Annotated in this window: 14 protein-coding genes; 1 reads left to right on the forward strand and 13 read right to left on the reverse strand. The window is 69.2% G+C overall.

The features are described from left to right. Position 1: 1 nt before the first annotated feature. The 12 genes from rpsC to rpsL form a co-directional block, all read right to left on the reverse strand. Positions 2 to 1057 (reverse strand): 30S ribosomal protein S3, encoded by a 1056-nt coding sequence (rpsC, locus tag MXD95_RS00830; RefSeq protein WP_250638531.1) that lies wholly within the window; start codon positions 1055 to 1057, stop codon positions 2 to 4. Next, positions 1057 to 1485, reverse strand: a complete 429-nt coding sequence (rplV, locus tag MXD95_RS00835) for a 50S ribosomal protein L22 (RefSeq protein WP_250638532.1) — start codon at positions 1483 to 1485, stop codon at positions 1057 to 1059. Before rplV ends, rpsC begins: the two co-directional genes overlap by 1 nt. Further along, complete coding sequence (gene rpsS / locus MXD95_RS00840) at positions 1478 to 1759, reverse strand: 30S ribosomal protein S19 (RefSeq protein WP_011435043.1); 282 nt, start codon at positions 1757 to 1759, stop codon at positions 1478 to 1480. The genes rplV and rpsS overlap by 8 nt, the downstream gene beginning before the upstream one ends. A gap of 87 nt (positions 1760 to 1846) precedes the next feature. After that, complete coding sequence (rplB, locus tag MXD95_RS00845) at positions 1847 to 2680, reverse strand: 50S ribosomal protein L2 (protein ID WP_250638533.1); 834 nt, start codon at positions 2678 to 2680, stop codon at positions 1847 to 1849. A 67-nt stretch (positions 2681 to 2747) separates the two neighbouring features. Next, complete coding sequence (gene rplW / locus MXD95_RS00850) at positions 2748 to 3044, reverse strand: 50S ribosomal protein L23 (protein WP_250638534.1); 297 nt, start codon at positions 3042 to 3044, stop codon at positions 2748 to 2750. After that, on the reverse strand, positions 3041 to 3769 hold the full coding sequence (gene rplD, locus MXD95_RS00855) for a 50S ribosomal protein L4 (RefSeq protein WP_250638535.1): 729 nt from the start codon (positions 3767 to 3769) through the stop codon (positions 3041 to 3043). Before rplD ends, rplW begins: the two co-directional genes overlap by 4 nt. Continuing rightward, positions 3766 to 4467, reverse strand: coding sequence for a 50S ribosomal protein L3 (rplC, locus tag MXD95_RS00860; RefSeq protein WP_250638536.1), 702 nt, complete (start codon positions 4465 to 4467; stop codon positions 3766 to 3768). The genes rplD and rplC overlap by 4 nt, the downstream gene beginning before the upstream one ends. A gap of 17 nt (positions 4468 to 4484) precedes the next feature. Further along, a complete protein-coding gene (gene rpsJ, locus MXD95_RS00865; protein WP_007514815.1) occupies positions 4485 to 4793 on the reverse strand; it encodes a 30S ribosomal protein S10 in 309 nt (102 codons plus the stop codon). 355 nt (positions 4794 to 5148) lie between these two features. Continuing rightward, positions 5149 to 6342, reverse strand: a complete 1194-nt coding sequence (gene tuf, locus MXD95_RS00870) for an elongation factor Tu (RefSeq protein ID WP_250638537.1) — start codon at positions 6340 to 6342, stop codon at positions 5149 to 5151. Between the two features lie 74 nt (positions 6343 to 6416). After that, positions 6417 to 8513, reverse strand: coding sequence for an elongation factor G (fusA, locus tag MXD95_RS00875; protein ID WP_250638538.1), 2097 nt, complete (start codon positions 8511 to 8513; stop codon positions 6417 to 6419). A 6-nt stretch (positions 8514 to 8519) separates the two neighbouring features. Beyond that, entirely contained in the window at positions 8520 to 8990 is a 471-nt protein-coding gene (rpsG, locus tag MXD95_RS00880) for a 30S ribosomal protein S7 (protein ID WP_101832667.1), read from the reverse strand. Next, positions 8990 to 9364 (reverse strand): 30S ribosomal protein S12, encoded by a 375-nt coding sequence (gene rpsL / locus MXD95_RS00885; RefSeq protein ID WP_009740532.1) that lies wholly within the window; start codon positions 9362 to 9364, stop codon positions 8990 to 8992. Before rpsL ends, rpsG begins: the two co-directional genes overlap by 1 nt. Positions 9365 to 10043: 679 nt before the next feature. Here rpsL and mug point away from each other — a divergent pair. Next, positions 10044 to 10886 (forward strand): G/U mismatch-specific DNA glycosylase, encoded by an 843-nt coding sequence (mug, locus tag MXD95_RS00890; RefSeq protein ID WP_250638539.1) that lies wholly within the window; start codon positions 10044 to 10046, stop codon positions 10884 to 10886. A 189-nt stretch (positions 10887 to 11075) separates the two neighbouring features. Here mug and MXD95_RS00895 read toward each other — a convergent pair whose 3' ends face one another. Next, on the reverse strand, positions 11076 to 11951 hold the full coding sequence (locus MXD95_RS00895; RefSeq protein WP_285223472.1) for an RluA family pseudouridine synthase: 876 nt from the start codon (positions 11949 to 11951) through the stop codon (positions 11076 to 11078). Positions 11952 to 11958 lie beyond the last annotated feature (7 nt).

The following is an 11958-nucleotide window of genomic DNA, read 5'->3' on the forward strand; positions in this document are numbered from 1 at the left end:
TCTACTCCTCCGCCTTCTCCGGAGTGCCCGCGGCCGGCGCGCCGGCCGTCTCGGCCACAGCCGCGGTCGTCTCGGGCGCCTCGGCCGCGGTCGCCTTGGGCTCGATCACCTTGGAGTCGGTTGCCTCTGGCGCGGTCGCCCTGGGCTCCGTGGCCTCGGTGGGCTTCGTCTCGGTGGGCTTGGCCTCGGTGGGCTTGGCCTCGGTGGACTTCGCCTCAGCGGGCTTCGCCTCAGCCGACGTCGCCTCGGACGAGGTGGACTCGGTGGCGGGCGCGTTGCCGCCGCGACCGCGGCGCTCGTTGCGCGCCGCCGCGCGGCCGGCGTCGGTGCCGCCCTGGGTGGTGCCGGACGAGCCGGAGCGCGGACCACGGCGCGGCCGGTCCCGGCGGGTCTGGCGCTGCAGCGCCTCCTGCGCCTCACGCTCGGCGCGGCTCTGCACGATGTCGCCCTTGTAGATCCAGACCTTGACACCGATCCGGCCAAAGTTCGTCCGGGCCTCGTAGAAGCCGTAGTCGATGTCCGCGCGCAGCGTGTGCAGCGGGACCCGACCCTCGCGGTAGAACTCCGAGCGGCTCATCTCGGCGCCGCCAAGGCGACCGGAGCACTGCACCCGGATGCCCTTGGCGCCGCCCTTCATAGCGGTCTGCATCGCCTTGCGCATAGCCCGGCGGAAGCTGACCCGGCTGGAGAGCTGCTCAGCCACGCCCTGGGCGACCAGCTGCGCGTCCACCTCGGGGTTCTTGACCTCGAGGATGTTGAGCTGCACCTGCTTGCCGGTGAGCTTCTCCAGGTCGCCGCGGATGCGGTCAGCCTCGGCGCCACGGCGGCCGATCACGATGCCCGGGCGAGCGGTGTGGATGTCCACCCGCAGCCGGCCCTGGGTCCGCTCGATGTCGACCCTGCTGATCCCGGCCCGCTCCATGCCCCGCGACATCATCTTGCGGATCTTCACGTCCTCGCCGACGTACGCCTTGTACAACTTGTCGGCGTACCAGCGGGACGTGAACTCCGAGGTGATGCCAAGCCGGAACCCGTGCGGGTTAACCTTCTGCCCCACTACCGGGCCCTCCTTGTCGTCTTCGCGCCCCGGCCGCCGGCCGCGGCGAGCGGCTCGCGGCTCTCCACCACGACGGTGATGTGGCTGGTGCGCTTGCGGATCCGGTAGGCCCGGCCTTGGGCACGGGGACGAATGCGCTTGAGCGTCGGCCCCTCGTCCACGTACACCTCGCCGACCCAGAGCGTGGCCGGGTCGAGGCCGTGGTTGTTCTCCGCGTTCGCCGCGGCGCTGGCGACGACCTTGTACACGTCGTCGCTGGCGGCCTGCGCGGCGAAGCGCAGGATGTCAAGCGCCTCGCTGACCGAACGGCCGCGGACCAGGTCGACGACCCGGCGGGCCTTCATCGGCGAGACCCGAACGTAGCGGGCCGACGCCTTCGCGCCCGGCAGGCCGGCCCGGGTCAGGCCGTCGACGAGATCGTCAGCCACGGCGTGACCTCCGGTCCTCCTTGACGTGCCCGCGGAAGGTCCGGGTCGGGGCGAACTCGCCGAGCTTGTGCCCGACCATGCCCTCGGTGATGAAGACCGGGACATGCTTGCGGCCGTCGTGCACGGCGATGGTGTGCCCCAGCATGTCGGGGATCACGGTGGAACGCCGCGACCAGGTCTTGATGACGTGCTTGGTGCCCTTGGAGTTCTGCAGGTCCACCTTCTTGAGCAGGTGGTCGTCGACGAACGGGCCCTTTTTCAGACTGCGTGGCATGGTTGTGTCTCCTCCTTCCTGCTCAGATCCGGTGAACGGGATACGACAACGGGCCGCGGGTGGCTATGGTCCGGATTCGCACGGTCACTACCGCCGCCTGTTCTGCTTACGCCGACGCACGATCAGCGCGTCGGAGGCCTTCTTGTGGGCCCGAGTCCGGCCCTCAGGACGGCCCTTCGGATTGACCGGGTGGCGACCACCGGAGGTCTTGCCCTCACCACCACCGTGCGGGTGGTCGACCGGGTTCATCGCGACACCACGGACGGTGGGCCGGCGGCCCTTCCAGCGCATCCGGCCGGCCTTGCCCCAGTTGATGTTGCTCTGCTCGGCGTTGCCGACCTCGCCGACGGTCGCCCGGCAGCGGACGTCGACGTTACGGATCTCGCCCGAGGGCATCCGCAGCTGTGCGTACGGGCCGTCCTTCGCGACGAGCTGCACGCTGGCGCCGGCGCTACGAGCGATCTTGGCGCCGCCGCCGGGACGCAGCTCGATGGCGTGGATCACGGTACCGGTCGGGATGTTGCGCAGCGGGAGCGCGTTGCCGGGCTTGATGTCGGCGCCGACCCCGGAACTGACCTGGTCGCCCTGCTTGAGGCGGACCGGGGCGAGGATGTAGCGCTTCTCGCCGTCGGCATAGTGCAACAGCGCGATCCGGGCGGTGCGGTTCGGGTCGTACTCGATGTGCGCGACCTTGGCCGGCACGCCGTCCTTGTCGCGACGGAAATCGACGACCCGGTAGGCCCGCTTGTGGCCGCCGCCCTGGTGCCGGGTGGTGATCCGGCCGTGGGCGTTGCGACCACCCTTGGAGTGCAGCGGGCGGACCAGTGACTTCTCCGGATGATCGCGGGTGATCTCGACGAAGTCGGCCACGCTCGCGCCTCGACGCCCCGGCGTCGTCGGCTTGTACCTACGAATACCCATGGCTTCCTACCGTCCCTGGCCCGTCGATCCTCGGCCCACCGTGCTCTGGTCTGCCGCCGTGTCGCGCTCAGCCACCAGGACCGCCGAAGATCTCGATCGTGTCACCGGGGGCGAGGCTGACCAGCGCACGCTTGGTTGCCGACCGGTGGCCCCAGCCGTGCTTGGTCCGCTTGCGCTTGCCCTGCCGGTTGATGGTGTTCACCCGCAGGACCCGCACATCGAAGATCTGCTGGACGGCCAGCTTGATCTGCGTCTTGTTCGCGTCCGGGTGCACGATGAACGTGTAGACGTTCTCGTCGAGCAGGCCGTAGCTCTTCTCCGAGACCACCGGCCGCAGGATGACGTCACGCGGGTCGGGAATCACTTGTTCTCCTCCGCCCCGGCCGCGGGCTGCGCTGCCGGACGGCTGTCGCGGGCGAGGAACGCGGCCAGCGCTTCCTCGGTGAAGACGACGTCGTCGCTGACCAGCACGTCGTAGGTGTTGAGCTGGCCCGGGTCGAGCAGGTGCACCGCAGCGGCGTTGCGCAGGCTCTTCCAGGTCAGCTCGTCGGTGCGACTGGCGATGACGAGCACCCGGCGGGTGTCGGCGATCGCGCGCAGCGTCGTCACGGCGGACTTCGTCGACGGGGCCTCGCCAGTGACCAGTGCGGCGACCACGTGGACCCGGTTGTTGCGCGCCCGGTCAGAGAGCGCGCCGCGCAGCGCGGCGGCCTTCATCTTCTTGGGCGTGCGCTGGTCGTACTTGCGCGGCGTGGGGCCGTGCACGACGCCACCGCCGGCGAACTGCGGCGCCCGCAGTGAGCCCTGCCGGGCGCGCCCGGTGCCCTTCTGCCGGTACGGCTTGCGGCCACCGCCGCGCACCTCGCCGCGGGTCTTGGTGTCGTGGGTGCCCTGGCGGGCGGCCGCGAGCTGTGCCACCACGACCTGGTGGATCAGCGGCACGTTCAGTGGGACGTCGAACACGCCACCGGGCAGATCAACGCTGCCGCCGCCGTGCACCTCGAGGGAGCGCGTCGTGGCGCCGCTGTCCGAGGTGCCGCTGTTCGAGGTGGAGGCGTCCGCGTCGGACGCCGTCGCCACCGGGGTCATGCCGAGACCTCCTGTCCGGTACCGGCCGCGACCGAGGTGAAGTCCTCGGGCGCCGGGCGCTTGGCCGCGCTGCGCACGAAGACCAGTCCACCGTCGGGACCGGGCACCGCGCCCTTGACCAGCAGATAGCCACGCTCGGTGTCGACAGCGTGGATCGTCAGCCCGGGCGTGGTGGTGCGCGCGTGGCCCATCCGGCCGGCCATCCGCAGACCCTTGAACACGCGGCCGGGGGTGGCACAGCCGCCGACGGAGCCCGGCGAGCGGTGCTTGCGCTCGACGCCGTGCCCGGCGCCCAGGCCCTTGAAGCCGTGGCGCTTCATGACACCGGCGAAGCCCTTGCCCTTGGAGGTGCCGGTGACGTCGACGACCGCGCCGACGGGGAACACCTCGTTCGTCAGCTCCTGGCCGGGTCGGTAGTTGCCGGCGTCGGCGGTGCGCAGCTCGGCAAGGTGACGTCGTGGGGTGACACCGCTCGTGGCGAAGTGCCCCCGGGCCGGCTGGTTGATCCTTCGCGGGTCGACATCGCCGTACCCGAGCTGAACGGCCGAATAGCCGTCGGCGTCCGGCGTCTTGACCTGCGTGACGACATTGGGTCCGGCCTGGATGACGGTGACCGGCACGACGCGGTTGTTCGCGTCCCATACCTGGGTCATCCCGAGCTTGGTGCCCAGGAGCCCTCTGTAGTTGCGGATGAGCATGACTGCGCCGGCCCCTCTTACAGCTTGATCTCGATGTCGACGCCGGCGGGCAGGTCGAGGCGCATGAGCGAGTCGACCGTCTTCGGCGTCGGGTCAAGGATGTCGATCAGCCGCTTGTGCGTCCGCATCTCGAAGTGCTCGCGGCTGTCCTTGTACTTGTGCGGCGACCGGATGACGCAGTAGATGTTCTTCTCCGTCGGCAGCGGCACCGGTCCCGCGACCTGCGCACCCGTCCGGGTCACCGTCTCGACGATCTTCCGCGCCGAGCTGTCGATGACCTCGTGGTCATAGGCCTTGAGCCGAATGCGGATCTTCTGTGCCGCCATGGTGGGCTTCGCCTGTCCTGTCTGTCTCGTCCGGCCGGTACCGCTTACCGGGTCACCGCCCGTAGACCCCGTCCGCCGGGGGCGCCCTGAGGCGCCCCGCCGCCGGCGGCGCGGGAATCTGCCGGTTGTACCGCTGTCTCGTGCCGGTCCCCCGCCGACGGAGTCGACGGCGCGGTTCCGGTTGGCTGCCGTGGTGCTGGCTGCCGTGTCGCGTTGCCACGTCGGCGGCCGGGCACCCGGCAGCCGGCCCACCCAGCAGTCCTGCGCCCCGCGGCGACCACCGCGCCGCACAGGATGTCCGGGCAAGCAATGCGGGCGGTGGGTCCGGATCACCCGGACCCACCGCCCGCATGCACTACTTGAGAACCTTCGTGACCTGGCCCGCGCCGACGGTCCGGCCACCCTCGCGGATGGCGAAGCGCAGACCCTCCTCCATGGCGATCGGCTGGATGAGCTCGACCGTCATCTCGGTGTTGTCGCCCGGCATGACCATCTCGGTGCCCTCGGGGAGGGTCACGACGCCGGTCACGTCGGTGGTGCGGAAGTAGAACTGCGGCCGGTAGTTCTTGAAGAACGGCGTGTGGCGGCCGCCCTCGTCCTTGTTCAGGATGTAGACGCGGGCCTCGAACACCGTGTGCGGAGTGATCGACTTCGGCTTCACGATGACCTGGCCGCGCTCGACGTCCTCACGCTTGATGCCGCGCAGGAGCAGGCCGACGTTGTCGCCCGCACGCCCTTCGTCGAGCAGCTTGCGGAACATCTCGACGCCGGTCACCGTCGTGGAGGTCGTCTCCGCCTTGATACCGACGATCTCGACGGTCTCGTTGACCTTGACGATGCCACGCTCGACGCGGCCGGTGACGACCGTGCCACGACCGGTGATCGTGAAGACGTCCTCGATCGGCATGAGGAACGGCCGGTCGATGTCACGCTGCGGCTCGGGGATCGACTCGTCGACCGCGGCCATGAGCTCGAGGAGCTTCGCGCCCCACTCCTTGTCACCCTCCAGCGCCTTGAGCGCGGAGACGCGGATGACCGGGACGTCGTCGCCGGGGAACTCGTAGGAGCTCAGCAGCTCGCGGACCTCGAGCTCGACGAGCTCCAGGATCTCCTCGTCGTCGACCATGTCGGCCTTGTTCAGCGCGACGACGATGTACGGCACGCCGACCTGACGAGCGAGCAGCACGTGCTCCTTCGTCTGCGGCATCGGGCCGTCGGTCGCGGAGACCACCAGGATCGCGCCGTCCATCTGGGCGGCACCGGTGATCATGTTCTTGATGTAGTCCGCGTGACCCGGGCAGTCGACGTGCGCGTAGTGCCGGCTGTCGGTCTGGTACTCGACGTGCGCGATGGAGATGGTGATACCGCGGGCCTTCTCCTCCGGCGCCTTGTCGATCTGGTCGAACGGCGTGAAGGGGTTGAGGTCCGGGTAGGCGTCGTGCAGGACCTTGGTGATCGCCGCGGTCAGAGTGGTCTTGCCATGGTCGATGTGACCGATGGTGCCGATGTTGACGTGCGGCTTGGTCCGCTCGAACTTCTGCTTCGCCACGGGTGTCCCTCCAAGGACGGGTGGTGTCGTGCTGGTGTAGTCAGGGTGGGGTGCTGCTCACGCCGTGCGGGCGCTCACTCCCCCCGCGCCTTGGCGATGATCTCCTTGGCGACGTTCGCGGGAACCTCGGCGTAGGAGTCGAACTGCATCGAGTAGCTGGCCCGGCCAGAGGTCTTCGACCGCAGGTCACCCACGTAGCCGAACATCTCTGACAACGGAACCGTGGCCCGCACGATGCGGGAACCGCCGCGCTCCTCCATCGCCTGGATCTGCCCTCGCCGCGAGTTCAGGTCGCCGATCACGTCACCCATGTGGTCCTCGGGCGTCGTGACCTCGACCGCCATCAGCGGCTCGAGCAGCACCGGGTCGGCCTTGCGGGCCGCGTCCTTGAACACCATGGAGCCGGCGATCTTGAACGCGAGTTCGGAGGAGTCCACGTCGTGGTACTGCCCGTCCAGGAGGGTCACCTTGACGTCGACCAGCGGGTAACCGGCGAGCACGCCGAACTCCATGGCCTCCTGGCAGCCCGCGTCCACCGAGGGGATGTACTCCTTGGGGATGCGCCCGCCGGTGACCTTGTTCTGGAACTCGTAGCCACCGCCGTCGCCGCCGGAGGGCTCCAGGTTAATGATCACGCGGGCGTACTGGCCGGAGCCACCCGTCTGCTTCTTGTGGGTGTAATCGACCTTCTCCACCTTGCGGCGGATGGTCTCCCGGTAGGCGACCTGCGGCTTGCCGACGTTCGCCTCGACGCTGAACTCGCGGCGCATCCGGTCTACCAGCACGTCGAGGTGCAGTTCGCCCATGCCGGCGATGATTGTCTGACCGGTCTCCTCGTCGGTGCGGACCTGGAAGGTCGGGTCCTCCTCGGCGAGCCGCTGGATCGCGGTACCCAGCTTCTGCTGGTCGGCCTTGGTCTTCGGCTCGATCGCGACGTGGATGACCGGAGCCGGGAAGGTCATCGACTCCAGGATCACCGGCGCGTTCGGGTCACAGAGCGTGTCACCGGTGGTGGTGTTCTTCAGCCCGACCACGGCGACGATCTGGCCCGCGCCGACGCCGTCGCGGTCCTCCCGGTGGTTGGCGTGCATCTGCAGGATGCGGCCGATCCGCTCCTTACGGTCCTTCGTGGAGTTCAGGACCGGGGAGCCACCGGAGATCTTGCCGGAGTAGACCCGGATGTAGGTCAGCTTGCCGACGTACGGGTCGCTCATAATCTTGAAGGCGAGCGCGGAGAACGGCGCGTCCTCGCTCGGCTCCCGGCGGACCTCGACGCTCTCGTCGCCGACCGCGTGGCCGATGGTGGCGTCGATGTCGAGCGGGTTCGGGAGGAACTCGACAACCGCGTCGAGCATGGGCTGGACGCCCTTGTTCTTGAACGCCGACCCGCACAGTACCGGGTTGACCTTGCTGCCAAGGGTCGCCCGCCGCAGTGCCGCGACCAGCTGCTCCTCGGTGGGCTCCTCGCCCTCGAGGTAGAGCTCCATCAGCTCGTCGTCGTTCTCGGCGACGGTCTCGATGAGCTTGTCTCGCCACTCCTGCGCCGCTTCGGCGTGGTCGTCCGGGATGTCAACGGTGTCGTAGGACGCACCCTTGTCCTCGGACTGCCACAGGAGGCCCTTCATCCGGATGAGGTCGATGACGCCGCGGAAGTCCGCCTCCACGCCCCAGGGGAGCTGGATGACGGCGGGTGTCGCGTCGAGCCGGTCGACCATCATGTCGACGCAGCGGTGGAACTCCGCGCCGACCCGGTCCATCTTGTTGACGAAGGCGATCCGCGGCACGTCGTAGCGGTCGGCCTGTTTCCAGACCGTCTCGCTCTGCGGCTCAACCCCGGCAACCGCGTCGAACACCGCGACCGCACCATCCAGGACACGCAGCGAGCGTTCGACCTCGACGGTGAAGTCGACGTGGCCGGGCGTGTCGATGATGTTGATGGTGTGGTCGCGCCACATACAGGTGGTGGCGGCGGAGGTGATGGTGATCCCCCGCTCCTGCTCCTGCTCCATCCAGTCCATCGTGGCGCCGCCCTCGTGGACCTCACCGATCTTGTAGTTCACACCGGTGTAGAAGAGGATGCGCTCGGTGGTGGTGGTCTTGCCCGCGTCGATGTGGGCCATGATCCCGATGTTGCGGGTCCTAGCCAGCGAAGAGGCTGCGTCAGAAGGCATATCGAGCTACCAGCGGTAGTGGGCGAAGGCCTTGTTGGACTCCGCCATCTTGTGGGTGTCCTCCCGGCGCTTCACGCTCGCGCCGAGACCATTGCTCGCGTCGATGAGCTCGTTCATCAGCCGCTCGGTCATCGTCTTCTCACGACGAGCCCGGGAGTAGCCGACGAGCCAGCGCAGCGCGAGCGTCGTGCTGCGACCGGCCCGCACCTCGACCGGCACCTGGTAGGTGGCGCCACCTACCCGGCGGCTGCGCACCTCGAGGGTGGGCTTGACGTTGTCCAGCGCTCGCTTGAGCGTGACGACCGGGTCGTTGCCGGTCTTGTTCTTCGCGCCCTCGAGCGCGCCGTACACGATGCGCTCCGCGACGGACTTCTTACCGCTCATCAGCACCTTGTTCACCAGCGCGGTCACCAGCGGCGACCCGTACACCGGGTCGACGACGACGGCGTGCTTGGGCGCGGGCCCCTTGCGCGGCATCAGCCCTTCTCCTTCTTCGCGCCGTAGCGGCTGCGAGCCTGCTTGCGGTTACGGACGCCCTGCGTGTCGAGAGCGCCACGGACGATCTTGTAGCGGACACCCGGAAGGTCCTTCACCCGGCCACCGCGGACGAGGACGATCGAGTGCTCCTGCAGGTTGTGGCCGACACCGGGGATGTAGGCAGTGACCTCGATCCCGCTGTTCAGCCGGACACGGGCCACCTTGCGCAGCGCCGAGTTGGGCTTCTTCGGGGTGGTCGTGTAGACGCGGGTGCACACGCCACGACGCTGAGGGCTCCCCTTGAGTGCGGGGGTCTTGGTCTTCTCGACCTTGTCCTGCCGGCCCTTGCGGACCAGCTGCTGGATCGTGGGCAACGCCGCTCCCGTTCCTGTCACGCCTCGTCGTACTGCCTTGGGCAACCAGACCGGTACCCGGCCTACCTGCATGTCCGCCCGCGCCCCCGCACCCGAGCCACTCCCGCGATGCCAGCCGCACCTGGATCACTCCCGGTGCTGCCCAGCGCCACGCGGCTCCCGTGACGCCGCTGGCACCCCGTGCTGCCACACGGTGCCACCTGGTGACTTCGATCGGACTTCCGACCCACGCGGTCGGGCGTGTCGCGCCATCTGAACCGCAGAGGATCCAGACATTGAGGATCCATCCGCGGTGTGGAAAGCGCGCCAACCCGCCCGGCCGCGTAGCGGAACCGAGCCCGACTGTCGCCGACGGCTACCTGAGCGGTGACGTTACGTCAACCAGCCTGGCACCACGGCGCCACATCGAAGTACGGGACGCACGCCAGAACCACGTGGGCTCCGGCCACAGGAATCAACAGTACTCCACGGCCGCGTCAGGTGTCGAACGGGGTGCCCGGCGGACACTCACGCCGACACACCCCACCACGACATCACGCCGTGCTCCGCCCGCCGCACCCATGTCGCCCCTGCTCACTGTGCCCATGGCTGCCACTCATAACCCTGTTCAGGGCGGCTGACCATGGCTGCCGACCGGGACCGGCGCTGGCAGGCTGTACCGGACAGGACGATACCGGCAATGGAGGCCCAGAAGGACATGTTCGACGCAGAAGACAGCCGCCTCCGGCCCGCCGCCCACCCGGCCCCAGCCAACACCGGCGCCGCCGATGCCAGCGCCGCCGATGCCAGCGCTACTGACACCGGCGGCGCCACCACCCGCAACACCGCCGCCAAGGCGCCCCCCGCCGCCACCCGGAACAGCGCGGCCCAGAACGCCGGGGCCCGGACGCGTCCCGCCGACGCGCGGGGCCGCCCGAGCCGGGAACAGGTGCTGGCCGCCCACGGCACGACCGTCCCCAACCTGGTAGCTCCCGAGACCGTCGTCCTGCTCTGCGGGATCAACCCGTCCCTGGAGTCCGGCGCGACCGGCTTCCATTTCGCCAACCCGAGCAACCGCCTTTGGCCGGTCCTACACCAGGCCGGCTTCACGCCGCGCCGCCTGCATCCCAGCGAGACCGACGAACTCACCAGCCGCGGCATCAGCATCACGAGTCTGGTCATGCGCGCCACCGCCCGCGCGGACGAGATCGACGACGACGAGATCCGCGCCGGTGTCGGCCCCCTGACCGACCTGGTCGAACGCATCTCCCCGCGCTGGGTCGCCTTCCTCGGGCTGGCCGCTTACCGCATCGGCTTCCGCCGACGCACCGCCCGCGTCGGCCACCAGCCCGAGACTCTGGGCCCCGCTGGCATCTGGCTGCTCCCGAACCCCAGCGGACTCAACGCTCATTACCAGCTCCCCGACCTCGTCCGCGTCTACGGCGAGCTGCACGCGGCCGTCTCTGCACCTCGGGCCCGCCCGGTGACGGGCTCTGCCTCGACCCTTCGGCAGAGCCACGAAGGTACGGTGACGCTACTGTAGGCTCTTACCCCCACCCGTCCGGTTTGTCCCCCCAGAAGCCGTACATGGCGATGCTGATTGGCGTCTGGGCCAACCGAGAAGGTCGAGGCCGAGCGAGCCGGGTGCTGGCGGTAGTTGGCGGGGCCTGTGCCGCGGCTGAGGCCGCCGCGGCCAGGTATCGGTCCGGTCCCCCGAGCGGCGTCGGACCTTTCATGCAGGCCGACGACGACCAGGTCGGCGTGACGACGAGGCCGGTGACGACGAGGCCGGTGACGACGAGGCCGGTGAGGACTGGAGCGGTGAGGGCCAGGCCAGGGTTTGGGGCAGATCCGCGGAGAAGCGCGGAGGAAGAAGGTCGCCGACCAGGGCCCAGAAATCGGCACCGGGGGCCGCCTCGAGCCGTAGGCGTTCGTCGGAGTCCGCGCCGGCGCTGTCGAAGGCCAGCCGCCAGGAGTGCAGGTGGGTCCGCCCGGTGACGGTGCGCTCGAACAGCGGGTCACCCTCGATCGGATGACCGATCCAGGCCAGGTGGACGCGGATCTGGTGACGCCGGCCGCTGACCGGTGTCGCCGCCAGCAGCGTGAAGTCCCCGCCTTCCCACAGCCGCTTGAAGGTCGTCACGGACGGGTAGACGCGAACATGTCCGAAGACCGCCTCGGCCGGAACCGACCAGCGCCCGGCCGTCATGTCAGGGTCCCCGCCGTCGACGGAAGCCGGCGCGGCGGGGGAATCGGTGGTCGTTTCGATGGCGGCGCGGTCAGCGGCGACGCGGACGCGGTTCTTCCGTCCGACGCTGAGCGGCAGATCGATCGTCCCGGTCAACGGCAGGCCGCGGGTGCGGGTGAGCAGCAGGTAGGTCTTGTCGACGGTGCGGCGCTGGAACTGACGGGTGAGGTCGCCGTGGTGGCGCAGCTCGCGGGCGAACAGGATCAGGCCCGAGGTGACCTTGTCAATGCGATGGACGGGAAAGAGCTCCTCGCCCTCCGCCGCCGCCAGCCGGACAAGGTCGGTGTCGTGGCGCTCCCCCATCACCGAGATCCCGGCTGGCTTGTTCAGCGCCAGCACCGCCTCATCCTCGAACAGCAGATGTCGC

Source organism: Frankia sp. AiPa1 (assembly GCF_023243075.1).
Taxonomy (GTDB): domain Bacteria; phylum Actinomycetota; class Actinomycetes; order Frankiales; family Frankiaceae; genus Frankia.

Coding starts and splice junctions, on each gene's coding strand:
- rplC (WP_250638536.1), bottom strand. CDS start 4,467: ATGCTCATCCGCAACTACAGAGGGCTCCTGGGCACCAAGCTCGGGATG.
- rplD (WP_250638535.1), bottom strand. CDS start 3,769: ATGACCCCGGTGGCGACGGCGTCCGACGCGGACGCCTCCACCTCGAAC.
- rpsG (WP_101832667.1), bottom strand. CDS start 8,990: ATGCCGCGCAAGGGGCCCGCGCCCAAGCACGCCGTCGTCGTCGACCCG.
- mug (WP_250638539.1), top strand. CDS start 10,044: ATGGAGGCCCAGAAGGACATGTTCGACGCAGAAGACAGCCGCCTCCGG.
- rpsJ (WP_007514815.1), bottom strand. CDS start 4,793: ATGGCGGCACAGAAGATCCGCATTCGGCTCAAGGCCTATGACCACGAG.
- rplB (WP_250638533.1), bottom strand. CDS start 2,680: ATGGGTATTCGTAGGTACAAGCCGACGACGCCGGGGCGTCGAGGCGCG.
- fusA (WP_250638538.1), bottom strand. CDS start 8,513: ATGCCTTCTGACGCAGCCTCTTCGCTGGCTAGGACCCGCAACATCGGG.
- rpsS (WP_011435043.1), bottom strand. CDS start 1,759: ATGCCACGCAGTCTGAAAAAGGGCCCGTTCGTCGACGACCACCTGCTC.